The organism is Oleiphilus sp. HI0043 (assembly GCF_001634935.1).
This window is the reverse complement of the sequence record NZ_LWEY01001611.1, coordinates 20,373-45,004: the sequence shown is the minus strand read 5'-3', so window position 1 is coordinate 45,004 and position 24,632 is coordinate 20,373. Positions and strand designations below refer to the sequence as shown.

Below are 24,632 nucleotides of genomic sequence, written 5' to 3'. Positions count from 1 at the left end.
TCTATGAGATCTGTACGTAATCCTATACCTAAAAAAATTCATGACTGCGTTATCGTTGTTTCTCCATAAAACAATCAAAAAGCTGGAGAAGCAAAATGATTAGATTAAAACAAAAAAAATTGATAGACCTGCCAGTGAAGATGGCTAAGGCTGTCAAATTTGCAGCTGCCTGTATAGTTTCTGTGAGTGTTGTCGGTTGTACAGGTAACCCTTACGAAGAAGTGGCAGATCGCAATGACGTTATTACTCTGGGCGACTCGATCTTTGATCTTAATGGTGTCATTCAAGAGACGCTCGAATCCTATGCCGGTGAGACCTTTCGAGATTACACGCAAAGCGGAGCAGAGTTGTCTGGTGGTGCCTTGGCTAAAGCCGTCGATCAACAATATGAGGATGCTAAGTCTACAGACGCAAATATCGATACCATTGTTATGGATGGCGGCGGTAACGACATTCTTATCCCCGCAATGCTATTCGACCCTTATGGGTGTCGTACTCACTGGTGGCGTTGGAATATTTCAAGAAGCTGCCGTGGCTTGATTGAGGATCAGTATATTAATGCAATAAACCTGCTCAATCAGATGGAAAGTGATGATGTTCAGAACGTGATATGGCTAGGGTATTACGAGTTACCTCGTGGCAATAAAAACCTCACAAAAGCCTTAAATTACGGTGATGACTTGCTTGGTTATGCTTGCGATGTAGCGACGAATGCAAGCTGCTCATTTGTCGATACGCGTGGCACTGTTCCAGCATCTCAAGTTGAAAGCGATAATATTCACCCAACCCCAGAAGGATCTATTAACTTGGCAAATCAGATTTGGCCTGTGCTTCAGACTGTATTGTAATTCGGGTAAATACATTCACTCGACTTAATTAGATTTACATAGTTAGTGGGGCCAGGGAAGGCCCTTTTTTGTGAATGAAATCACAAATCTATTCTCTTTTTAGCTCGTGTATTATCGAGGGTGCAAAATATGAACAATATTCACTATTTGGTACGTTTTGCGCCTCACTAAACTTAAATTAATCATTATAGGATCATGTCTCCATATCAAAAATAACAACTGGAGAAAGCATGAAAACGATGAATCTAAGAAAACTGTATCACAAAGGCGGCTCTAGAATAAGCTGGTGGGGACACTAGCGATTGCCGGTTCCTTGGTTGCTTGTACGGGAAACCCTTATGAAGAAAACGCTCAGCGTATGGACGTGGTAACGCTAGGTGATTCGATATTCGACTTGAATGGTGTAATTGAGGAGGACCTTCAAGCGAATGCCGCTACCACTTTCCGAAACTATACGCAAAGTGGCGCTGAGTTATCGGGTGGCTCATTAGCAACACCTGTAGACAAACAGTACCAAGATGCGAAAGCAACGGATGCGAATATTTCTACGATTGTCATGGATGGCGGCGGTAATGATATCTTGATACCGGCAACTTTATTCGACCCTTATGGTTGCCGTACTAAGTGGTATCGCTGGAACATTTCTAGCAGCTGCCGTGGCTTAGTTGAAGATCAGTATGTTAACGCGGTTAACTTGCTAAACCAAATGGATGCAGATGGCGTCGATAATGTTGTATGGCTCGGCTATTACGAGCTACCTAGAGGTAATGCGAATCTAACTCAAGCATTGAATTATGGAGATGACTTGCTGGGTTATGCTTGTGACGTGTCGAGTAATGCGAATTGTCATTTTGTAGATCCGCGTGGAACGGTACCTGCTTCTCAGGTGGAAAGTGATGATATTCATCCGACCGTGGAAGGATCTCATAACCTTTCAGCACAGATCTGGCCAGTACTTCAGCCTTTGCTATAAAAACAGAGTAGTAAGTTTTGGAGCGGCAGGGATCGCCGCTTTCTCGAAATGTCTAAAGATAATAATTCAGAGAGTAGATATGAGTGAGCACAATAAAGCCGTAAATTTGAAACCCTATTTGTTGGGTGGCATCGCTGTTATCAGTATCGCACTAAGCGTTTTCCTTATTCAGTTATTTGCCAGTCAAAAGCCACTTAATTCGCACTATGAGCCTGTTTCTCTTGGCCCTTCATTACCTTTATCTTCCTCGACTGAGGATTACCTTGATGTGCCTACTCCTCAGATTCCAGAGTATTTGAAAGCGGAGCCTAGTGAGATTGAGCAGCTGATTGAAGCCTTAGTAAGCTTACTGGTTCAAGAACACTCAAGTGAGAAACACTTACCGTCTTTTCACGCAAGCTTGAAAGAAATGCGTAACGACTTAATACAGTCCTACCCAGATACAGGTGCGGAAATATTTGAGCGAATTATTCGAACGGCTTTCCCCGAGTTAGTAGATGATATTCTTGCTTTATTAGCAATGCTTGATATCTATGACGAGTGGCTCTTGACTAATATATTAGATCTGAATGAAATGCCTGCGTTGCAGCAGCAAGGCATGTTGTGGCAAAAGCGCTATGAAATTTTTGGTGAGGAGTTAGCAGAAGCTATTTGGGAGAAAGAACGAAGTGCTGAAGAAGATAAACGAGAGTCGATGCTCTCTACCGTTAATATGCTTAACCAGTCACTTGATATGAGCATGCAAGACCGAGTTTATCTATTGCAAAGCGCTTATGATGAAAACTATTTTGGCTCTGTTGAAGATTTGGTGCTTGATTCGAAAGGTATGTTATCTCAAGTTGTCTTTGGTCTTAATGCTGTACAAAGTGAACTCGGTGCATTAACACGTGAAGAACGTCAGTATGAAATTAATGAAGTGAGGCGGCTCATCGGATTCGAAGAGTCCCAGATAGAATGGTTGGCCAAGCGAGACCAAGAGAGAGAGGATCGGTGGAATAATGGTTACGCATATATGGAAGAGCGTTCACTTGTCTCTGAGCAGTTTGAAGGCGAAGCCTTAGTAGAAAAGCTAAGCGCTTTGCGAGAGAAGTACTTTAAAAATGAGGCCAGTACCATCCAGAAGGAAGAAGAAATGTTAGGTTTCTTCCGTTATAACAGAGAAAGGGTTTATGGGCGAAACTGATTACTTAAGAGTCTTCAAATGGAAAGAAAAAAGGCGCGTTGAGTTTTCTCAATGCGCCTTTTTTATAATCTTTCGAAAGTTAGCTCTTAATTGCGTTTGCCTGCGCTATTGCGTTACCAATATAGGTAGCAGGCGTCAATTTCAGCAGCTCTTCTTTAGCAGGGTCTGGAATATCTAAAGTCTTCACAAAGCTTTGAATCGTTTCCTGGTTCATTACATTACCGCGAGTTAGCTCTTTAAGCTTCTCGTAAGGTTGTTCAACCTTATAGCGACGCATAACGGTTTGAATCGGCTCAGCCATGATTTCCCATGCGTTGTCGAGGTCTTGAGCTAAACGCTCCGGGTTAATTTGAAGCTTGTTTAGACCCTTTAGCGTGGACTGGTAAGCAATGATGCTGTGCGCCAGGCCGACGCCTAGGTTACGAAGAACCGTAGAATCTGTCAGGTCACGCTGCCAGCGAGAGATAGGTAGCTTTTCTGCCAAGTGGCCTAATATAGCGTTTGCCAGGCCTAAGTTGCCTTCAGAGTTTTCAAAGTCGATAGGGTTAACTTTATGAGGCATCGTGGAAGAGCCAACTTCACCAGCAATTGTTTTCTGCTTGAAGAAAGCCATTGAAATGTAAGCCCAAATGTCGCGGTCTAGGTCGATTAGAATCGTGTTGAAGCGGGCAATTGCGTCAAACAATTCTGCAATATAATCGTGGGGCTCAATCTGTGTTGTATACGGGTTGAACTGTAGTCCTAGGCTCTCGATGAATGTTTTAGCATTTTCAGCCCAGTCAACATCAGGGTAGGCAGATAGGTGAGCATTGTAGTTACCTACAGCGCCATTAATTTTGCCCAGGATTTCAACTTTCTCGATTTGAGCCAACTGGCGGCGTAAACGAGCAACAACATTTGCAAATTCTTTACCCATTGTAGAAGGCGAGGCTGTTTGACCGTGGGTACGTGAAAGCATCGGGATTTCAGCGTGCTCAAGTGCCAGTTCTTCCATTTTGTTTACAACTTCTTTCATTGACGGTAAAACACTCTTCTGCATGCCATTAGTAAGCATTAAACCGTGAGATAGGTTGTTGATGTCTTCCGAAGTACAAGCAAAGTGAACGAACTCGGAATCGGCTTCTAATTCAGGGAAGTCGCCTTTTGCTGCAGAGAACTTTTCTTTTAGGAGATATTCAACTGCTTTTACGTCGTGATTTGTAGTGCGTTCAATTTCTTTAACGCGCTCTGCGTCTTCTACAGAGAAGTTACTTACGATATCGTCTAGGAACTTGTTGGCGTCAGCAGAGAAGGCTTTTAATTCTTCAATTTGAGGGTGGGCTGCCAAGGTTTGCAACCAACGAATTTCAACCTCTACGCGGAATTTAATAAGTCCAAACTCGCTGAAGATATCCCTAAGGTCAGTGACTTTTGAGCCGTAACGGCCATCGATAGGTGAAACTGCGGTTAAAGATGAAAGTTGCATTCGTAATCTCTTTCTCTGCTGCTTAAAAAATGGGCGGCAATGATACTACAAATGTGACCTGAGTTGCACTTTTTGTCACGGATACATGAGGGTGCGGTCTATTGCTTATGTTTTGTGGCTTGCTCGGAAATTGATTTATTTTTGATCGCTAATGGTAATGGTGGCTCAATGATGTACGACATTTCTTTGGGCAGCTGATAGATATTGCTTTCGACGCGTCTACGCATTTTTTCTAGTGTGCCTAACGGTTGGTCAACAACGAAGCTGTTGGCGAGCCATGCCGGTAGGTCTCCGCTAGGATCAGCATGCGTTTCATATTCGACAAAAATATAGCCATCACCTTGTGGTGTAAAGCGCCAATAACCTGTTAGTTGTGTGACAGGTACACAGTCTTCGTGATTTTGCTTTACGGCTGTGCTGGCTTCGAAAGTCATCGTTACAGCATAGGTCTTGGGGTCTTGTTTAATATTGGCATGTAGTACATAATCTCGGTCGCTTACAGGCCAGGGGGCACTCGTTCGTTGGTAAATATAAAAGTCTTTATTTGATATTCTTCGAAGAACTTCACTCTTTGCGCAATCTTGTAGCCATAGTTCCATTGCAGATATGTCTGTATGGTGGGCCATTAAGTTATGTAGGCTTGATTTAATCGAGGTTTCACCACGAAATGCTTTGAATGAGGAACCCTCTATCTCTTGAGTATATACCTTGATTCCGTCGTCATCATGTTCCAAGTTCCAGCTATTGGCAGAGCAGGTTAGGGCAAAGCACAAGCTTAGTAGAGGGATTGAAATAAGTAAGTGTAGTGGTTTGCGTAATATGGTTTTCATTAGATGTGTCTACTTATCTCGGTGTTTATCAGGCATAAAATGAATATAACAATAAAAGAGAGCTATAAATATGCTCTCTCCAAGTCTATACCTTGTACTGCTCAAGAAGTTGCTGAGTTGAGCTGGTTAGCTTTTGTAGCTCTTCGCTATGTTGTGAAAGTGTTGTCGCACCTTCGTGGGTTTCATGAGCGACCTCTTTGATAGAGACCACATTGCTGCTGACTTCATTCGCAACGATGCCTTGTTGTTCCACCGTTGCAGCGATCATATTATTCCTATCGGTGACTTCAGCGACTTTTGAACCCGCTATCATTAGGCACTCTCCGGTGCTGTAAGCATTATCCACACAAGATTGAGTATGGATCTTTCCGGCCTCCATTACTTTAACTGCATTGGCAGCGGCAGATTGCAGAGCTTCAGTCATCGCCTGTATTTCTTCAGTGGATTCATGAGTTCGTTGTGCGAGAGACCTAACTTCATCTGCTACTACCGCGAAGCCGCGGCCTGTTTCGCCAGCTCGTGCAGCCTCGATCGCGGCGTTCAAAGCTAATAGGTTGGTCTGTTCAGAAATGTTTCTGATGACGCCAAGAATGGTGTCAATTTGTTGAACATCGGCTTCAAGTTGGCTAATGACTTGGCTGGCTTGTGTCATATCATCCGAGACGCTGCTGATTGCACCAATGGTATTGCGCATCATCTCGTTACCTTGATTTATTTGAGTATTTGCTTCGTGAGTCAGGTCTGAGGTTTCTGCAGCGTTGTTAGCAATCTCTTGAATTGTCATGGCAAGCTCTTCAATTGCCGAGGCGAGAAGCTCGGTCTCAGAGTGTTGTTGGTCAACACCTTCTGATGTTCTTGATGTAATGTCATTTATGACGGTTGCAGAAGACGACATTTCTTCAGAGCCGTGTTTGCAGTGATTGATTAAGCTACGGAAGGCGCTTTGCATGCTGATGAACGATCGGCTTAGACCTCCTAGCTCATCGCGACGCTCAGTTTGCTCAATTTCTTGTCGAAAGTCTCCGTTTGCAGCGTCTTTCATGACTGATACGATTCGCTTTAAAGGTTCGACCAAGTCTTGGGTCATCATTCGAGCGATCACAGCAACGACAATGAGCGTGGCAAGAAGCAAGAAGATAGACGATCGTGACTTTTTCCAGAATAGCTCATCGATATCGTCAATATATACACCGCTGCCGATAATGTAGTTCCAAGGTTTGAAGCCTTGAACATATGAGGTTTTTGCAACAGGTTCGTCTTTTCCAGGTTTAGCCCAATAATAATCGACATACCCGCTTTCAGAGCTGCGTACGACTTTCACAAAATCGGAAAACAGTTGCGTGCCTTTAGGGTCGGTAAATTCGCTTAAGTCTTTTCCGTTCAGTGCTGGCTTAATAGGGTGCATCACCATTTTCGCGCTATAATCATTGATCCAGAAATATCCGCTGCCATTGTCGTACCTTAGGTGTCTGATAGCGTTGACGGCTTGTTTTTTAGCTTCTGCTTCACCCAATATATCTCTTCGTTCGTAGAATGAGCTAAGCAGCGAAGACGCATTTTCAACAAGATGCTTCACTTCACTTTTTCGACTTTCGAGCAAGTTATCTCGCTCATTAATCCGGTCAAAAACTTGAATGAATAAGCTGCTAATAATGGCAATAGCTAGAAGTAGCCAAATTTTGACTTCAAATCGAAGGTTGCTAAACAAAGTGTTTTCCTTAAGAAATCAGTAATGGTTGGGTCGTGATTTTACTGCAAAATAGATTGATTCGTGAGCAGAAGTTCCTAATATAGATTCAAAGTCTCTCTCATGCAAGTTACTGGATTTAATCAATAATTGAAGTAGATCTGTAATAGTTTTCAGATATAATTATGTAGCAGCTAGCTTGCTCTGCTTTGGCTTAATAGTTTTTCGCACTCATTTGCTAACGCGCGTCGTTTAAAGATAAAGTGCCAACGATGGCCAGAGAGTTGTCGCCATAAGTTTGCAGCCCTTACGCCTGAGAGAAGCAGGCAGCGGATTTTTGCTGCGTTCAGATCGACGGTCAAGTGGCGTTCATGGCCAGATACCTGTACACGCAATGAAAAGGTGCTGATGGTTTGCATGTAAATCTCAGCGAGACTGCCAATGACATTTTCGTGAAGCAGGCCAAAATGCTCTACTTGCTGTTGTGCCCTCTCAAGTTTCCGGCTAAGTGCATCTAGCATTTCTTTATCTTTATTGAGTTTTCTCTCAAGGTGGAGGACTGCAAGAGCGTAGCGCACGGGCAGTACGTGCCCCTTAGTATTAGTTTTGGCAAGTAGGTCATGAACGACTTCAAGGCCTTTCTCAAGTTTGGCAAGGTCACCAAAGACCGATAGTGTGGTATCCGGGTTTGTGATAAACAGACTATTTAAGGCAGTTTCCAGGTGTTGAGGATTGCATTGTCCGCTCTGTGCAATGTCGTCAGCGGCTGACATTGCCTGGAATAACCCTGCTAGGGCAAGTATTTGTTGTTGAGTCTTGTTCATAGAGTTCACTGTTTAAAATTACTTTGCTGATGATTGCTGAGCATGTCTTGGAATTCAGCTTTCTAGTGTTTTAGCTGTCTATTCCGTTGTTTCAATAATCGCGCCACCGAGGCATTGATCTTCAAGATAGAAGGCAATCGATTGGCCGGGTGTGACCGCGCGCTGAGGCTGCCCAAAGAATACGCTTAAGCATCCATTGTCGTTACTTTCAATAATGCAGTCCTGATCAGCTTGGCGGTAGCGCACCTTAGCTTTGCAGTGGAAAGGGTACTCACTTGGAGCTTTGTTGATCCAGTCAGTTTCGAGAGTCTGTAGTTGGCTGCTGTATAGAAGGGGGTGCTTGCTGCCTTGAACAACGATTAATACGTTACGATCAAGGTCTTTTTGTGCAACATACCAAGGTGATTCGTCATAGCCGCTGAGCCCACCAATTCCTAAGCCTTGGCGCTGCCCAATAGTGTGGTACATAAGCCCATTGTGTCGGCCGATGATATCGCCCTTGTCAGTTTCAATATCACCCGGTTGCGCAGGGATGTATTGCTTTAGAAAGTCAGAGAACTTTCGCTCTCCGATAAAACATATGCCGGTACTATCTTTCTTGTTATGTGTGATTAAATCATGTTCTTCGGCAAGCTTTCTTACAGCTGGCTTTTCCAATTCACCAACCGGAAACAGGGTTTTCGCTAATTTGCTTTGGTTGACAGCATGTAGAAAGTAGCTTTGATCTTTGTTGTTATCGAGCCCCTTTAATAGCAAGGTTTGCCCATTATCGTCAGCGCGTCTCACGTAATGGCCTGTCGCAATGTAATCTGCCCCTAAGGTACTCGCATAATCGAGAAAGGCTTTGAATTTGATTTCCTTGTTACACAGGATGTCAGGGTTGGGAGTTCGCCCAGAGCGATACTCAACCAAAAAGTGCTCGAAGACTCTGTCCCAATATTCAGCGGCAAAGTTAGCGGTATGAAGCTTAATACCTAGCTTGTCACATACAGCTTGGGCATCATTCAGGTCTTCGATTGCGGTACAGTATTCTGTGCCGTCGTCCTCGTCCCAGTTTTTCATAAACAGGCCTTCGACAAGAAAGCCTTGCTGTTTTAGGAGTAGTGCTGAAACGGAAGAGTCAACACCGCCTGACATGCCAACGATTACGCGTGTTTGGCTTGGATCAACAGAAGAGGGTAGGGAAGAGCTATTTTGTATCATAAGGTGGATATATTAGCGGTGAGCTGCTGAAGTAAGTTTGTTAGTTTGTTTGGAAGAAAGTGCATTCTACCTTGTTGCCTTTATACTTGGTAGTGCCTCCTTTATGCTACTAGATGTTCGGTGGAGTATTTAGTTTGCTGTCTATACTTTGTATAGTAACGGTACTGGGGAATAATGAAGTGATCAGAGAGTCTTGAGGGAATATCAATGAGCAGTGTGCAAGTTGTGCCACGAATTTTGGAGTTGTTTGAGCGTGCTAGTGCAAAACAGTTTGATAATTTAGGTGCTTATATTAAAAAGACTGATAATGACCTACAAAGGTTATCTACTCTTGATGGCTTTGTTTCTGTATCCATTGAGGCTAGTTCTGAAGATCTTTCTATCTTAATGTATTTAAGTGTTTCTGGAGCTTTTCTCAGGGAAACAATGCCTAGTATTGAAGCGCAAAATTAAACAATTGTGCAGTACCAGGAAAATTGGTGTATGGAGCTAGCTAATCGCTTTTTGGGAGACTTGAAAAACCAGTTGCTGCTTCATCACTGTATTCTCAGAATGGGCTTGCCTAAATTGTGTCAGGATGAGCTGTTAGAGCTGGACGCACCTGTTGATTACGAAGTTCATGAGAGGCTTTTCTTGGTGGATAGCCACCTATTGGCACAGATTCATGACTTGCCAATTGTCTGTCGTTTATTAATAAAACAGACCAATAAAGAAATGATATTTGCGGAAGTTAGTGAGGGTTTGGAGGAAGAAGACTGGTTTGAAGAAAGCGAGCTTGAGTTTTTCTAGTGTCTCAAGCTGCTTTTGGGGTTTCTGCCTTTGAATCGGTTTAACTATGTTTGAATTCAGGGCTTCCAGGCAAAAAACTCGCAACATTCTTTACTCGCCAGGCAAGTTCTTCGTGGCTATCTGCTTGCACAGTCACGTGCCCTAGTTTGCGTCCTTCGCGTTCTTCTTTTCCGTACAAATAAAGGTTGGCGTAAGGAAGTGACAAGATACTCCCGGTATCACCTTTTTCACCAATAATATTGATCATGCAGGTGAGCTTTTGCGCTTCGGTGCAACCTAAAGGTAGGCCGCTGACAGCACGCAAATGGTTTTCAAACTGACTGCAATGTGCGCCTTCAATGCTCCAGTGCCCAGAGTTATGGACTCGAGGTGCCATTTCATTAGCGACTAAGCCGTTTTCTGTTTCAAATAATTCCAGTGTTAAAATGCCGACATGCCCTAGCTCATGCATTAACTCTTTAATATATTGATTTGCTTGAGCATTTATATCGTCCGCGACCTTAGCTGCAGGTGCGATGGAATAGCGCAGAATGCCTTCGTGGTGGTCGTTTTCTGCTAGTGGGTAGACTTTCATGCTGTCATCAGCTGAGCGTACAGCGATAATTGACAGCTCTCGAGAAAAGTTTACGAATGCTTCTGCAATAAGTGTGTTTGTGCCATTTTTACCTTCGCCAATAGCCTGCCATGCTGCTTCGCATTGTTCTGCTTGACGAATAACGAACTGGCCTTTTCCGTCATAGCCTTCTCGCGTTGTCTTGGTGACGATTGGGCAACCTAGTTTTTCGACAGCCGCTTTTAACTCTTCAAGGGAGTTGACGATATGGTAGGCAGGAGTGGGAATTCCAAGTTTGGTAAATAGTGCCTTTTCCTCAGCTCTATTTTGACAGACTTCAATAGACTTTGAGGGGGGATAAAGTGTACTTTTACTTTCGATGTATTGTGTTAGTTGCGCTGGAAGGTGCTCAAATTCATAAGTGACGACATCAACGTCATTCAGGAAGTCCGCTAAGGCCGGATTGTCGAGCTTGGCCTCGGTGTCGATAGTAATGTCTCCAAGTCCAACGCTAGGAGAACCGGACGTATCATAAAAGTGAAAGTCCAGCTCCAGAGGGTATCCCGCCAAAGCGAGCATTCGGCCTAGTTGCCCAGCGCCCAGTACACCAATTTTCTTCATTGCCTAGCCTCGTGGATCTGGTTGGCTTAATACTGTTTCTGTTTGCGTCTGGCGGAACTTATTGAGAGCAGCTTTGACTTTGTCATCATGCAATGCGATCACCTGGCCTGCAAGTAGACCTGCATTCTTTGCCCCGGCGACACCAATAGCCAGTGTACCAACAGCGATTCCGCCAGGCATTTGTGCAATAGATAGAAGGGAGTCGAGGCCGTTTAATGCTTTAGATTGAACAGGTACGCCAAACACAGGTAGATTGGTTTGTGAGGCAGCCATTCCAGGTAAGTGTGCTGCGCCACCAGCGCCACCAATTATAACTTGAATGCCGCGCTCTTCAGCTGTTTTGGCATAGTTGAATAAGAGGTCAGGGGTGCGATGTGCAGAAACGACCTTAACTTCGTAGGCTACACCTAACTCGTCTAGCATGTTGGCCGCGTGTTCCATTGTCGGCCAGTCCGACTTTGAACCCATGATTATCCCAACTACTGGCTGCATCTTGTCACCTCTCACTAACTGTCTGGCCTTGATGCCAAGGCACGTGATTACCCAGAGAATTAGTGTCTGGATAAAAAAAGACCGCATATAGTAGTGATTCATCAGGTTTCATGCAAATAGAATTGTTTTATTGGAGGACAAAGGTGCGCGCAGGCGCTAGAATCTGCTTTTGACTGGCTGGTGCATGGTAACCCGGCGGTAGTTGGAATTTAAGCGTACAGATACCTGAGATGATTAGTGCAGAGGAAATTTAATGGATAGCTTGCGGCCGGACCGAGATGATCTGGATCTTTATAATAGTCGAAAGAATAAGAATAAATCTGCTAAGGCATCGGCAGGCAAAAGAGATGATATCGGCAACAAAAAACAGCAAGTAGGAAAGGCCGGTTCAGGCTCTAGCTCTACAGTAAATGCTGTGCGTTCGTCCGAGGTGCGCGCCCCGGTTGCAGCCTCTCAATCATCTGCTTCACCTTTAGTCGTTTCTCTGTTGCTGTTAATGCTTCTGGCTTTGGGGGGCTTATCATACTTATATTGGCAGCAATCCCAAACGGTAGTCGGTTTAGAGGAGCGCTTGTCTAGTGCTGACGAATTTATAGGGCAAAGCAAGTTGTTGTTGGCTCGTTTGGAAGGGGAGGTTAGTGAAACGGGTGCTGAACTAATGCAAACCGGCACATCTGCAGAGAAGAAAATGGCTTTTCTGGAGTCGGAGGTTCGAAAGCTGTGGGGTGTGTCTTATGATAGGAATCGTAAAACTATTCAAGGTCATGAAAAGAAAATAGAAGCGCTAACGAAAAAGCTTGCCGAGAGTCAAAAATCTTTAGCTACTCATGAGGTTTCATTATCAGCATTGAAAGCGGACTCTGATAAAGGGATGTCAGTATTAGATGGTCGTATAGCTTCGTTGTCAGGGGAGTTGTCAATTACTCGAGCTGAACGAGAAGAGTTTTTGACGCAGTTTAATGAAAAATTGAGCACTTTCGATTCGAGTACTCAAGAGTTTGAAAAACGTATTGCTGCGCTACAGGCTCGTATGAGTGATAGCGCCAAAGTTCAATTAGAAAACCAGGAAAGCTTGCTGTCGATAGATGAAAGTCGCCGCCAGCTTATAAAAAGAGTCATTGATTTGGAGGCGAGCTTGGGTAAATTGTCTTCTTCTAGTGCAAATCCCGGGGTGAGATAGTCTTTACAGGTATTCGGATTCTCGATGACATGCGGTAGATCGCAAAAATTAGATTAACTAGCTGTTAAACTGTCCGCCTGATTGTGATGGGTAGCTAGTCTTGCTGCTCGAATAAATATAAAGCTGTACATCTATAGGAAACGATACATTGGACGGTATTGTGAGTTTCAAAACTTGCCAACGAAGCGCTTACTCTGTGAGCTTGGGTCGCGTTGCTGAGGTTAAGCAATCATTAAAGAGCGTTGTGGGCAAACCATCCCGCTCCTTTCTTTATTATGCGCTTTCTATTGTGCTTGCCTGCGCGATTTTTCCGCTGGCTTTGAGTTCTGGTCAGGTGAAGGCGGATACTACTGCGCCCTATTCGAAGCCTTTCCATAAGCAGGGTAGAGGTTGGTATCCATCTATTTATTGGTCGACAGGTCGAAACCTGGGTTCTTACTATTTTCCCAATACTGATGGCGAAATGTTCAAGGAACTCGATGATACTGAGTGGGATAAAGAAGCCAATGCACTAGTTTACTTCTATCGGCCGAACAGTCAGTGGGCCTCTGAAGAGCTGGAAGCACCTAGTTATTATATTAATGACGAAATTATCTTTAACCTTCGTGCCGGTAGTTACACTTATGTTGAGCTGCCAGCAGGAAGTTATGACTTTACTGTGCGCAAGAGCTTGATGCCGTTATTTGGTTTCGAAGCTTTCGATGATAAAGTGATGATGGCTTTTGATCTTAACTTACAGGCTGATATTGGTATGAATCTGGACGCTGGGTCGATTACCTATATTCGACATTCTGAGGTGTCGCTCCCTGAAATTAGGCACTCTTTAATAGAGCCGGAAGATGAAATGGCAACAGCCGATGTGCAGTTGGTTGAAAGGGAAATGGCGATGAAGGAAATGCCCAAGACTCGCTATTTGACGCATTCGTTTTGGCACCCGACTGACGCTGATAAGGCTCAGGAGGTACTTGATGGCACAATGCAAGAATACGGTTGGTTTACCGTGATTTGGCCGTGGTCGAATAACTTTATGTGGGGCTTCCCGATTTTCTATCTGCCTAGTGATTTGTATCGGGAGTTACGACGAGATAAGCCTTTAACCTTGGAGCAGGAGTTGTACCTGCTTGCGGATGATGTTGATGAATATCTAGCCGCTATTGATGATAAGCGAAAAATAAGGCGAAACTGGTTGGCTCCTTGGCGTGAGCCGAAAATTCAATTGACCTTGAATGAAGAGTTGGAGTTAGATCGTCTCGAAAGAGCAGCGAGAGCAGGTAATATAGCGCCGGCTCCAGTGCCTCGAGAGGAGGAAACGGTCGATGATGGTGAACCGTGGTATGCTTACTTTCAGCTCGAATCTAAAGAAGAGCCTGAGCCTGAACAAAAAGAAATGAGTGAGCAGCGGCGCGAGAATGTGGACCTGATTCGTCAGTCTTTGAATTAGGGCTGGTTGCAAAGTCGCTAAAAATGGGTGGAGTATCTAATTTAATCGGTTGAAAATTAAACTGTTTGTTTGATTTTTCCTCACGTTTTTTCTAGATATGAGACTTGTGAAAATTAATTGCATATTTATGCAAAAAAAAGCTGATTTCTAATTGACAGCTTCTAAGAAATCATTAAGATACGCATCTCAATTGAGTTGGGTGGTTAGCTCAGCTGGGAGAGCATCGCCCTTACAAGGCGAGGGTCACAGGTTCGATCCCTGTACCACCCACCAAATCTTTTTTAGATTTGAAATTGAAATGTAAAGTTTGTTGCGGACCGGTAGTTCAGCTGGTTAGAATACCGGCCTGTCACGCCGGGGGTCGCGGGTTCGAATCCCGTCCGGTCCGCCATTTACACTTCAACTCGATTGCTACCTTGAAAGAGGTGGTTTCTAACAAAGGAGCATCTTAGGTGCTGCGTGACAATGTTAGAATTAGGTCTACCCAAATGGGTGGTTAGCTCAGCTGGGAGAGCATCGCCCTTACAAGGCGAGGGTCACAGGTTCGATCCCTGTACCACCCACCACTACTAGCACTGTTCTTGTGTGAAGGTAGTGAATGTAAGATTTAAAGTATGCGGACCGGTAGTTCAGCTGGTTAGAATACCGGCCTGTCACGCCGGGGGTCGCGGGTTCGAATCCCGTCCGGTCCGCCATTTAAATTTACAGTCCTTAACTCTTACTCATTTCTCAATAAGAAAACCTCAAATTATATACTTCTTGAGATGTCTGACTTATTTCTGTCATATTTCTTCTATACGCTTGCTTTTGAAACAATCAAAAGGAGATAGAAATGAACGAATATGAAGAAGAAGTATTGGATTCCGGATGGCTGGAATATGACGATGAAGAGTTTGAGGACGATGCTGTTGAGATGTAACAGCATTGCCTTCTATATTCCCCTCCAGCTAATTATCCCCGCTTTTATTAATACCACCCACGATAAAACTGCTTGAACTAGACGAATCTACGTCAATCGCTATTCATACCTTAATACCTTCAGTTCATATAGTTTTTTATATCTGTGAAATAGGTCCGGGCAGCGTTACATATCCTTTCTTTTTTAAACGTGTGCTTCCTTGGTTATCAACTAAACTGATTTGTAGTTTTAGATTTATTGGGTGCGCAATTTCTATGCGCATCTTAACGAGGTAGTTATGGGGTTTAGAAAGTCAGATTCATATGAGGCTGTCTTCTTTGTTGAAAATCAGCAAGTAACGAAACATTTGATGTTCTCGGAGTTCGAGGCAATGTTAGACGGCTTGGGTGCTTTACCAGATTACGCTGATCAAGAAGCTAAAGCAGTTTATGCGGTGATTGGCAAGGATGGTACGATCCAGGCGCTGGTATTCTTCATTTTATATTTCGACGAAGATGGCAAGGCTGACGCAAGTTGGAATGTACCAATTGAACGCTTGGCTGAAGTGAGTGGTAGTGGGCCTGATTTAGGTGGCGGGCCAATACGTTTGGCTTGCCGGGGGCAGTGTTCAATTAATTGGCATTTGAACGACCTATGGGATCCTGATATGACGCCCGGGTCGAATGACTTCTTGCGACTCAAGAAAGCGGTCGAGTTGAATAAACTACGCTTTCAATTTGAGAAAGCCGAGCCGGATATCCCAGTTCTTTCACCGAGTGATCCGGTGTTGGATGACTTGGGCTTGGAAACAGAGGTTGAAAAGCGAACCAAGTTGGCTCGTTTGCTTAAGGAGCAGAGGCTAAGAATTCGTACTCTGGAGTCTAGTCGTGAGCAAAATGTTGATTTTGGAGATCGTGAACAGAAAATTATTCTGCATGCTTATAAGAATGAAATTCAAGAGCTTAAGCAAACGAATGAACAGCTTAAGCTGATAAACGAAAAACTAAAGCTCAAGCTAGGTAAGCGAAATGATCAGTTCTTAAAGCTTCAGGATCAGGTCAGTGATCAGTCAGATCTAGTTTCGAAACTGGAGACTCGCTTAAAAGGTGCGTCTGCGGGTGACAAGGAGCGCTTGGAGCGTCAGAAAATGGAGGCTGAACTGGTTCTCCTGAAGGAGCAGTTAGATCGCAAAGATTTAGATCTTGCTTATCGAGAGGAACGTGAGGAGCAGCTGCGATCTGAGCTTGAGGAATTGAGTGAGTCTCGTGGCGCTAGCAGCACCAATGAAGGTATGTTTGACCGCCTGAAAGCGTTGGATGTGGTCTACGTTGCCTACCACCCGGGTGCTGGGCATATCACCATGACGGCGAGTGAAATTCGTGATTATGTTGATAACCCAAACGCTTTCGTAGCGGCAAAATGTTATGTCACGGAGGAGCAGTACCTAGCTTGGTTAGAACACTTTGATCAGCCAATTTGCCAGCATGCCGAAGGCGTAGGTCAAGTTTGCGGAAAGAGTGTAAGCAAGGTTAGCGCACCGGGTGATTTTCAGGAAGGAGTGAGTGACATGTGTGAGAGTCATAAAGGTTATGCTGGCTAATAATAAAACTACTGCTGAGTTGGGTGTGCAATTTGATGTACTACCCGAAGTTCACTCCTTTCCTCTGGAGATTGCGAAAGATCAGCTAGTGACCCTGGACTGTCTGCGTCTCGATAAAGTACATCCTTTTATATCGGGGAACAAATGGTACAAGCTAAAGCATCATTTACTAGCGGCTGTCGCGGCGGGCAAATCACAAATTGTAAGTTTTGGTGGTGCCCACTCAAATCATTTGCATGCCTTGGCTTATGCCGCAAATCAATTGAATCTGGACTCTGTCGGTATTGTTCGAGGTGAACCACACGGCGATTTGACATCTACTCTGCAGGATTGCGAAAAGTGGGGGATGAAGATTCAATGGCTTGATCGTGAAACGTATCGTCACACTGCTTCTAACACTACACCTGATATGTATAAAGAGGCAATGCCCGAAGCCTGGGTTGTTCCTGAAGGTGGTGCAGGTAGACAAGGCACGCTAGGAATCGAAAGTTTATTTAATACCTTGCATCATGCGGGGCAACTTAACTATGACTTGATAGCTTGTGCTGTGGGCTCAGGCGCAACCTTGGCAGGGATTGCTCAGGCAAATATTGGTCGAGCCCAGTGTGTTGGATTTTCTGCACTAAAAAATGCTCACGACCTGGAGCATCGCGTAGAGCGGCAGTTATCAGGTGCCAGTAGGGTTAACCCTTGGAGAATATGTCATCACTATCATTTCGGTGGCTTTGCCAAAATCAATAGTCGTCTGACGGAATTTATTTCTGATGTTTATGATGAGCATGGTTTGGTTCTAGACCCTGTTTATACAGGAAAGATGATGTATGGGCTGGCGGAGTATATTCATCAAGGAAGAATCCAGGCGGGAGCGCGAGTATTAGCTGTTCATACTGGCGGGCTACAGGGCTGGCGTGGATTTGGTGAATCCTATCAGCGTTTCCTGTCTTCATAGACAATCTCATGTTCAAATCTCTGAATTGTCGTGAGAACGGTATTCAGGCTGTAAGTCTGGAGTCTGTTAATTTATTATGTGCTTAGTGTCGGCCGGTGTAGTATTGGCTAATGTAGAGTGCTTCTTGAAGCGATCGTCCTCTCTCATATATATCACGCTATTACATAGTATAAGGGTTAGTTAAGGTATGGATCATTTTCGTAATATCGGTTTGATTGGTCGTATGGGCAGTGCCCAGGTCATAGAAACGATGCGTCGTTTAAGAAAATTTCTGGTTAATGAAGGTTATTATCTAATCATTGAAGAAAATATCGGTGCTTTAATTCCCGGGCATGGTTTGCAGGTTTCCAGTGTCAAAATGATGGGGGAAATGTGTGATCTGGTGATCGTAGTGGGTGGTGATGGAAGTTTGTTGGGGGCTGCTCGAGAGTTAGCTAAATCAAATGTTCCTTTGTTAGGAGTAAACCGTGGCCGATTAGGTTTTTTGACTGATGTGTCACCAACTGAGTTGGAATCGAAAGTAAAAGAAGTGCTTTCAGGGCAGTATATTCAGGAAAGACGCTTCCTGCTAGATGTTCATGTTAAGCGAAATGGCGAGCCGGTTGGCTTTGGTACCGCATTGAATGACATCGTTCTTCACCCGGGTAAGTCAACTCGTATGATCGGTTTTGACTTGTTTATTGAGGGTCAGTTTGTCTACAGTCAGCGTTCAGATGGTTTGATTGTTTCGACACCAACTGGGTCAACAGCTTACTCTTTGTCGGCCGGTGGGCCTCTTTTGCACCCTAAACTCGATGCAATCTCATTAGTTCCAATGTTTCCTCATACGCTCAGTAGCCGTCCAATCGTTGTTGACGGTAAAAGTGAGATTAAAATTGTGATTGGTGAAGGTAATGAGATTTACCCGCAGGTCAGCTGTGATGGTCAGCATCACATCCCTGTTGCGCCTGGCGATGCAGTATACATAAGTAAAAAACCACATAAAGTGCGTTTGATTCACCCTACCTCTCATAACTTCTATGAAACCTGTAGAGAGAAATTAGGCTGGGCCAATAACCTGATAAGTAGTTAATAGATGGCATTTGTTAAGAAAAAAGTTAAGCAAGGCTATGACCTGATTGGTGATATTCATGGTTGTGGTAACTCCCTTGAACGTCTGTTGAAAAAGATGGGTTATGAGAACAAGCAAGGTTGCTACCGTCATCCGCAACGCAAAGTGATTTTTGTGGGTGATATTGTTGATAGAGGCCCTCGAATTCGAGAAGCTCTGCATATTGTAAAAGACATGGTCGACCAATCGCAGGCCGAAATTGTCCTGGGCAATCACGAATACAATGCAATGTGTTACTGCACAGAGGGTCGTCAAGGTAGTGGCATGCAGTATTTGCGCGAGCACAACGCTCGTCATCACAGACTTATTCGAGAGACCTTGGAGCAGTTTGATGCTCATCGCTCCGAATGGCACAAGTTTCTATCGTGGTTTCATGAAATCCCTCTTTTTATTGAAAAAGAAGACTTCCGAGTGGTTCATGCTTGTTGGGATAGTTTAGCGATTGAACGTTTAAAATCTTATTCCCCAGACCATTGCATTAGTATGGACTTTTTGCACGAGTCTGCGGTCTCTGGTTCTTTCGCTAGCCGAATTATTGACAAGTTAACTCGCGGTACCGCATTGGAGCTGCCAAACGGTGAAACCATTCTAGGCAAAGATGGCTTGGCGAGAAGCATGTTTCGCACAAAGTTCTGGAGTGATGATCCCCAGATATACAATGATGTTGTCTTTCAACCCGACCCACTGCCGCCAGAAATGGCTGAGCGTCCTTTGTCGGCGATAGAGAAGCAGCAATTACTGACCTACCCAACAACAGAGGCGCCCGTATTTGTGGGTCATTACTGGATGTCTGGTGAGCCAGAGCCTATTCAATGCAATATTGCTTGCCTGGATTATAGCGCGGTGAAATATGGCCAGCTGGTGGCTTACCGAATGGATGGCGAGAGAGTCTTGAGTAAAGACAAGTTTGTGTCGGTGGACGTTACCCGGACATGAGTCGCATACCACCCATTCCACTAGACTTGGATCTTTCGGACTTTAGTCAATGGCTCCATTTTCAGGGCGTGGCCCATCGAGTCATTGAAAATCAGGGTGAACAAGCTTTGATTCTAGATGATGAAGGCTATGAGGAGCAGGTCTTGAGTGCGCTTGAACGCTACATGACAGAACCTCAGTATCGTAGTGGCCTAGCTGAGCAGCTTGATAAAATGCAGGACCAGCATCGGCGTCGTGAAGTGTTTCGTAAGCCGAGGGACCTGGTGGCATACACGAGGGCTAAACCAAGCCAAGCTCCTGTGATTTTTACACTTATCTTTGTTAGTGTGGCTTTTGCTTTTCTAACCGACTTTGGTAAAGGCGGTGCGCTGCTTAGATCTTTTTTGATCGTTGATCCCTTTAATTCCGGTTTGGATATGAACTCAGTCAGTGGGCGCTGGAATGCAATGCTTGATGTGCTTATCAGCGGCCAGGTCTGGCGCTTGGTTACGCCGGATTTTATCCATTTCAACGTCATGCACATCACCTTCAACCTGTTAATGTTGTGGGTGCTTGGTGGCCAGCTGGAAATGCAAAAAGGTTCCGTTTCGTTTATTGCCTTGACGATGTTTGTTTCCATTATTTCAAATATTGCTCAGCTTCTCGAAACTGGGTACTTCTTCGGTGGTTTGTCGGGAGTGGTATATGGTTTGGTAGGTTATTGCTGGTTATGGAAGATGTTTGATAAAAACATCTTTTTCCCTAATGTATTGTTAAAGTTTAGCTTGGTCTGGCTACTGCTTGGTTATACGCCTGTCACTGAGTGGTTGGGTTGGGGGAGAATGGCTAATGCCGCACACCTGTATGGCCTATTGTCGGGTCTGGTTTGGGCGGCAATTACCCTGTATGTGAATGAGCGTGTTATAGAAAAGAAAGTATAAAAAAACTCCGTTATCCACCGGGCCAAATGTTTTGGCCCGAGGTTAACGGAGTTCACATATGTATGTGTAGAGATGAGAGAGACCAAGTTGATTTCCGGTGAAAGGTAATCGCTCTAAAGTAGAGTGATTGCGCTTCGCTGGGAGCTCAACTTATGCAAATGATAATTGTTATCATTTGCATTGTCAACCACTGAGCTTGATCTTTTTTGTTTATTCTTGAGTAGCGTTACAGGGATTGATATTCTCGCTAGCTTGTTACAAATTCTTGAGTGCATGCTATGGCACTCAAAGTTCTTCTAGGATTAACTTATGAAGTTTGAAGATGCTGCTGAATCCATTCCTAAAGAAATTTACGAAAAGTTCAAACAAGCGATAGAGTTGGGAAAGTGGCCCGATGGCCGGACCCTCTCTCGTGAGCAAAAAGAAATATGCCTTCAGGCGGTCATGCTTTATGAAGTAAAACATGGACTCGATGAAAGCAATCGAACCGGCTATGTTGATACAACGAAAAAGACCTCCCCATGCGGGCCAAAAGACGATAGTGATGATGAGTCGACTATCCGTATATTGCACTAACAAAGAAGACGATTAATGAATCAAGTTGCATCAGGTCATTTAAGTAAAATGACAGTGAGTCAGGGGAACCCGGTAAGTTACACCTTGAACTTTGGTGATACAAAATGCAATCCTGCAGATTATCTTGGCAAGAAATTACGCTTTCGTTCTAACGGCGAGATTCGCTGTTTTCATTGTCAGAAGCGTACCAACAAGAGCTTTAACCAAGGTTACTGTTATCGATGCTTTACCAAGTTGGCCCAGTGTGACCGCTGTATTATGAGCCCTGAGCTTTGTCATTATGCACAAGGTACCTGCCGTGAGCCGGAATGGGGTGAAACACACTGTATGCAGGAGCATATAGTTTATTTGGCGAATTCAACTGGTTTGAAAGTCGGGATTACCCGTCATAACCAGGTGCCTACCCGCTGGATAGATCAGGGTGCCATTGCTGCATTGCCTATATTCTCAGTTAAGTCCCGACGACTTTCCGGTTTGCTTGAAGTTATGCTGAAAGAGTGGGTGGCGGACAAAACTAATTGGCGGAAAATGCTGAAGCATGAGGTCGTTGATATAGATCTTTTGGTTGAACGTGACCGTCTAATGGAACTGGCTCAGGATAAGTTGGCCGAGCTTGATGAGCAATTCCCCGGTGAGATTACTGCTTTGACTGAGCAGGATGTATGGGAATTTGAATACCCACACTTATCTTGGCCAGAAAAGGCTAAAACCTTTAATTTTGATAAACAAGATGAGGTGGAGGGGACCTTAATTGCCATTAAAGGGCAATATATGATTCTCGATACCGGTTGCTTAAATATTCGAAAATTTACGTCCTACGACGTCTCGCTAGACGTCGAGTAAGACATATACTTGGAAAGCATGCATGAGTGAATCAGCAAAGACGATATACCTCAAAGACTATCTTGAGCCTGCGTTTAAGATTACGTCACTTGATTTAACCTTTCAGTTATTTGAAAACGGAGCGTTGGTAAAAGCCAGGCAGCTTATCGAGCGAGTCGCTGGCCGTGAAGGCGAGGCGCTGTCACTAAATGGTGAAGACCTTGAGCTGAAAAGTATAAAGTTAGATGACCGTGAGCTGGAAGAGAGTGAATACCTTCTAGATGACGAATCTCTAACGGTAGAATCTGTACCCGCGAAATTTGAGTTGCAGTGTGAAACCTGGATTAAGCCGCAAGATAACAAGCGGTTGGAAGGCTTGTACAAGTCTTCGTCAATGTTTTGTACCCAGTGTGAAGCCGAGGGTTTCAGACGAATTACCTATTACATGGATCGTCCTGACGTACTAACGGTATTTACGACGCGCATCGAAGCTGATAAAGCGCTTTACCCGAACCTGCTTTCCAATGGTAATGCTATTGAGTCGGGAAACTTGGAAGATAATCGTCATTTTGTTACTTGGCACGACCCTCATCCAAAGCCTTGTTACTTGTTTGCTTTGGTGGCAGGTGATTTACATTGCCATGAAGACTCCTTCAAAACCATGTCTGGACGTCAGGTGGCCCTGAAGATCTTTGTTGATCATAAGAATGCAGATAAGTGCGATTACGCACTAGATTGTTTAAAAAGGTCGATGCGCTGGGATGAAGAAGTCTACGGGCGAGAGTACGACCTGGATATATTTATGATTGTCGCGGTGGACGATTTTAATATGGGCGCCATGGAGAATAAAGGTCTGAATATCTTCAATTCATCCTGTGTTTTGGCAAAGCCCGATGCAACAACAGATGCGGGTTATCAGCGCATTGAGGCGATTGTTGCACATGAGTATTTTCACAACTGGTCTGGCAATAGAGTTACTTGCAGAGATTGGTTCCAGCTAAGCCTGAAAGAAGGGTTTACCGTATTTAGGGATTCAGCATTTTCTGCCGATATGAATTCCTCCGTGGTTAAACGTATCGAGGATGTAAATGTTCTGCGAACCGCACAGTTTGCTGAAGATGCAGGCCCGATGTCACACCCGGTTCGTCCGGCTTCCTATATGGAAATTTCAAACTTCTATACCCTGACGGTTTATGAAAAAGGGGCAGAGGTTGTTCGCATGCTGCATACTCTCTTAGGGCCGAAGCAGTTCCGGGCAGGGAGTGATTTATATTTTGACAGGCATGATGGGCAAGCGGTCACAACTGAAGACTTCGTTTCGGCAATGGCTGACGTTTCCGGGATGGATCTGGAACAGTTTAAGCTCTGGTACGATCAGGGCGGGACGCCAGAGCTGCAAGTGAGTTCTAGCTATAATGCCAATAGCAAACAATATACCTTGAGCTTGAGTCAGTCTTGCCCTGCAACACCTGGGCAAGATTTAAAAGAGCCGTTTCATATCCCTGTATCTATTGCATTGTTGGACTCAGAAGGGCAGGAGCTTCCCTTATCAATTGCGGATGGCGCTAAAGAATGTGTTTTTGAGCTAATCGAAGCACGAGAATCAATTGTTTTTGAGGGTATCGAAGCAGAACCGGTTCCATCATTACTAAGAGGCTTTTCGGCTCCGGTCAAGTTGTCCTATCAGTATACTGATGAGCAATTGGTATTTTTGTTTCAGCATGACTCCGATGGTTTTAACCGCTGGGAGGCAGGGCAGGCATTGGCATTGCGCATCCTGCAGGGCTTAATCAAATCTTATCAGCAAGGGCTGGAGCTGGTGTTACCCCAGAGTTTTGTCGAGGCGTATCGAGGTTTGCTCACAGATAGCTCTTTAGACAAAGCAATGGTTTGCAAGATGCTGATGCTACCCGCTGAGAGCTATCTTGTGCAGCTGGCGGAGCAAGCAGATGTTGATGCCATTCATGCTGCAAGAGAATTTGTTCGACAGGCCTTGGCTAATCAGCTAGGTGACGAGCTATATGCAGTTTATCGTGACAATATTGTTGAGTCGGAATTACCTGCTTTGGATTATGGCTCTATGTCACAACGGGCATTAAAAAATGCGGCTTTATCTTTAATGTCAGCAATAGGTGGTTCATCTGCAAGTCAAATGGCAGATGTTATTAACCTGGCTAAAAAGCAGTTTGCAAATGCTGATAATATGACTGATAGCTTTTCTGCTTTGAGCGCTTTGGTAAATTCAGGAGATGCCTCAGAGGCTGAGCAAGCACTAGAAGCCTTTCATGCTCAGTGGAAGGACGATGCTCAGGTTATCGAGTTATGGTTCTCTGTTCAGTCTTCAAGTGCTGCGTTTATGACATTAGAGCGCCTAAAAGCATTAATGGAAACGCCAGATTTTGATATAACCAACCCTAACAAGGTTCGCTCGGTTGTGGGTGCCTATTGTGGTCAGAACCTGGTTCGTTTCCATGACCTGTCGGGAGAAGGTTACGAGTTTCTCGCCGATATTATTATCAAACTAGATGATATGAATCCTCAAATTGCAGCAAGGCTTATGACTCCCCTGACGCGATGGAAGCAGTTTGATGATAATCGACAGAAGTTAATGTGCGAGCAGATTGAAAGGATTCAATCGAAAGAGGCGCTCTCAAAAGATGTTAGAGAAGTTGTCGAGAAAAGTCTTGTATAAGCCGGTTTAAGCTCTTTTGAAATAAGTCCAAAAATAATT

22 protein-coding genes and 4 tRNA genes are annotated in these 24,632 nt (G+C 44.4%); 19 read left to right on the top strand and 7 right to left on the bottom strand.

Translation table 11 applies throughout. From position 1 onward, the window contains the following. The first annotated feature begins 95 nt into the window (after window positions 1-95). The 3 genes from A3729_RS24265 (at window position 96) to A3729_RS24255 (ending at window position 3,004) form a co-directional block, all read left to right on the top strand. Window positions 96-848: an SGNH/GDSL hydrolase family protein gene (locus A3729_RS24265; RefSeq protein ID WP_068507449.1), complete on the top strand. Its 753-nt coding sequence runs from the start codon at window positions 96-98 to the stop codon at window positions 846-848. 286 nt (window positions 849-1,134) lie between these two features. After that, entirely contained in the window at window positions 1,135-1,821 is a 687-nt protein-coding gene (locus A3729_RS24260) for an SGNH/GDSL hydrolase family protein (protein WP_156495221.1), read from the top strand. A 79-nt stretch (window positions 1,822-1,900) separates the two neighbouring features. Next, on the top strand, window positions 1,901-3,004 hold the full coding sequence (locus tag A3729_RS24255; RefSeq protein ID WP_068507446.1) for a hypothetical protein: 1,104 nt from the start codon (window positions 1,901-1,903) through the stop codon (window positions 3,002-3,004). Between the two features lie 79 nt (window positions 3,005-3,083). Here the strand turns inward: A3729_RS24255 and purB are convergent, their stop codons facing one another. The 5 genes from purB to mnmA form a co-directional block, all read right to left on the bottom strand. Continuing rightward, entirely contained in the window at window positions 3,084-4,469 is a 1,386-nt protein-coding gene (gene purB, locus A3729_RS24250; protein WP_068507443.1) for an adenylosuccinate lyase, read from the bottom strand. Window positions 4,470-4,567: 98 nt separating this feature from the next. Beyond that, a complete protein-coding gene (locus tag A3729_RS24245) occupies window positions 4,568-5,299 on the bottom strand; it encodes an START domain-containing protein (protein ID WP_068511605.1) in 732 nt (243 codons plus the stop codon). 85 nt (window positions 5,300-5,384) lie between these two features. Continuing rightward, window positions 5,385-7,007, bottom strand: a complete 1,623-nt coding sequence (locus A3729_RS24240; RefSeq protein ID WP_068511607.1) for a methyl-accepting chemotaxis protein — start codon at window positions 7,005-7,007, stop codon at window positions 5,385-5,387. Window positions 7,008-7,180: 173 nt separating this feature from the next. Further along, a complete protein-coding gene (hflD, locus tag A3729_RS24235) occupies window positions 7,181-7,810 on the bottom strand; it encodes a high frequency lysogenization protein HflD (RefSeq protein ID WP_068511610.1) in 630 nt (209 codons plus the stop codon). A 78-nt stretch (window positions 7,811-7,888) separates the two neighbouring features. Then, window positions 7,889-9,013 (bottom strand): tRNA 2-thiouridine(34) synthase MnmA, encoded by a 1,125-nt coding sequence (mnmA, locus tag A3729_RS24230; protein ID WP_068511612.1) that lies wholly within the window; start codon window positions 9,011-9,013, stop codon window positions 7,889-7,891. 207 nt (window positions 9,014-9,220) lie between these two features. Between mnmA and A3729_RS24225 the strand changes: the two genes are divergently transcribed. After that, window positions 9,221-9,466 carry a hypothetical protein gene (locus tag A3729_RS24225; RefSeq protein ID WP_068511616.1) on the top strand — a complete coding sequence of 82 codons (246 nt, stop codon included), beginning with the start codon at window positions 9,221-9,223 and terminating at the stop codon, window positions 9,464-9,466. 30 nt (window positions 9,467-9,496) lie between these two features. Then, window positions 9,497-9,802, top strand: a complete 306-nt coding sequence (locus A3729_RS24220) for a hypothetical protein (RefSeq protein ID WP_068511619.1) — start codon at window positions 9,497-9,499, stop codon at window positions 9,800-9,802. A 40-nt stretch (window positions 9,803-9,842) separates the two neighbouring features. On the opposite strand, the gene A3729_RS24215 is transcribed toward A3729_RS24220, so the two are convergent. Both A3729_RS24215 and purE read right to left on the bottom strand, forming a co-directional pair. Beyond that, complete coding sequence (locus A3729_RS24215; protein WP_068634377.1) at window positions 9,843-10,976, bottom strand: 5-(carboxyamino)imidazole ribonucleotide synthase; 1,134 nt, start codon at window positions 10,974-10,976, stop codon at window positions 9,843-9,845. Window positions 10,977-10,979: 3 nt separating this feature from the next. Further along, window positions 10,980-11,468 carry a 5-(carboxyamino)imidazole ribonucleotide mutase gene (purE, locus tag A3729_RS24210; RefSeq protein WP_068506833.1) on the bottom strand — a complete coding sequence of 163 codons (489 nt, stop codon included), beginning with the start codon at window positions 11,466-11,468 and terminating at the stop codon, window positions 10,980-10,982. Window positions 11,469-11,721: 253 nt separating this feature from the next. Here purE and A3729_RS24205 point away from each other — a divergent pair, with 253 nt between their 5' ends. The 14 genes from A3729_RS24205 to pepN all read left to right on the top strand — a co-directional run bounded on the left by A3729_RS24205 (window position 11,722) and on the right by pepN (window position 24,593). Further along, window positions 11,722-12,648, top strand: a complete 927-nt coding sequence (locus tag A3729_RS24205; RefSeq protein WP_068506828.1) for a hypothetical protein — start codon at window positions 11,722-11,724, stop codon at window positions 12,646-12,648. Between the two features lie 160 nt (window positions 12,649-12,808). Further along, the gene (locus tag A3729_RS24200; RefSeq protein WP_156494988.1) at window positions 12,809-14,089 is read left to right on the top strand and encodes a DUF2846 domain-containing protein; all 1,281 of its coding nucleotides are present in this window, start codon (window positions 12,809-12,811) and stop codon (window positions 14,087-14,089) included. 197 nt (window positions 14,090-14,286) lie between these two features. Further along, a tRNA-Val gene (locus tag A3729_RS24195) sits at window positions 14,287-14,362 on the top strand. Window positions 14,363-14,403: 41 nt separating this feature from the next. Then, a tRNA-Asp gene (locus A3729_RS24190) sits at window positions 14,404-14,480 on the top strand. A gap of 99 nt (window positions 14,481-14,579) precedes the next feature. Continuing rightward, window positions 14,580-14,655 (top strand) — tRNA-Val (locus tag A3729_RS24185). A 52-nt stretch (window positions 14,656-14,707) separates the two neighbouring features. Beyond that, window positions 14,708-14,784, top strand: a tRNA-Asp gene (locus A3729_RS24180). 501 nt (window positions 14,785-15,285) lie between these two features. Continuing rightward, window positions 15,286-16,587, top strand: coding sequence for a hypothetical protein (locus tag A3729_RS24175; protein ID WP_068506822.1), 1,302 nt, complete (start codon window positions 15,286-15,288; stop codon window positions 16,585-16,587). After that, entirely contained in the window at window positions 16,577-17,536 is a 960-nt protein-coding gene (locus tag A3729_RS24170) for a 1-aminocyclopropane-1-carboxylate deaminase/D-cysteine desulfhydrase (protein WP_068506820.1), read from the top strand. The genes A3729_RS24175 and A3729_RS24170 overlap by 11 nt, the downstream gene beginning before the upstream one ends. Before the next feature lie 187 nt (window positions 17,537-17,723). After that, entirely contained in the window at window positions 17,724-18,608 is an 885-nt protein-coding gene (locus A3729_RS24165) for an NAD(+) kinase (protein WP_068506818.1), read from the top strand. A 3-nt stretch (window positions 18,609-18,611) separates the two neighbouring features. After that, window positions 18,612-19,583, top strand: a complete 972-nt coding sequence (locus A3729_RS24160; RefSeq protein WP_068506816.1) for a metallophosphoesterase — start codon at window positions 18,612-18,614, stop codon at window positions 19,581-19,583. After that, window positions 19,580-20,503: a rhomboid family intramembrane serine protease gene (locus A3729_RS24155; RefSeq protein WP_068506814.1), complete on the top strand. Its 924-nt coding sequence runs from the start codon at window positions 19,580-19,582 to the stop codon at window positions 20,501-20,503. The genes A3729_RS24160 and A3729_RS24155 overlap by 4 nt, the downstream gene beginning before the upstream one ends. Window positions 20,504-20,812: 309 nt before the next feature. Next, the gene (locus tag A3729_RS24150; protein WP_068506813.1) at window positions 20,813-21,079 is read left to right on the top strand and encodes a YeaC family protein; all 267 of its coding nucleotides are present in this window, start codon (window positions 20,813-20,815) and stop codon (window positions 21,077-21,079) included. Window positions 21,080-21,094: 15 nt separating this feature from the next. Continuing rightward, the gene (locus A3729_RS24145; protein WP_068506812.1) at window positions 21,095-21,922 is read left to right on the top strand and encodes a DUF2797 domain-containing protein; all 828 of its coding nucleotides are present in this window, start codon (window positions 21,095-21,097) and stop codon (window positions 21,920-21,922) included. 22 nt (window positions 21,923-21,944) lie between these two features. Further along, a complete protein-coding gene (pepN, locus tag A3729_RS24140; protein WP_068510513.1) occupies window positions 21,945-24,593 on the top strand; it encodes an aminopeptidase N in 2,649 nt (882 codons plus the stop codon). Window positions 24,594-24,632 lie beyond the last annotated feature (39 nt).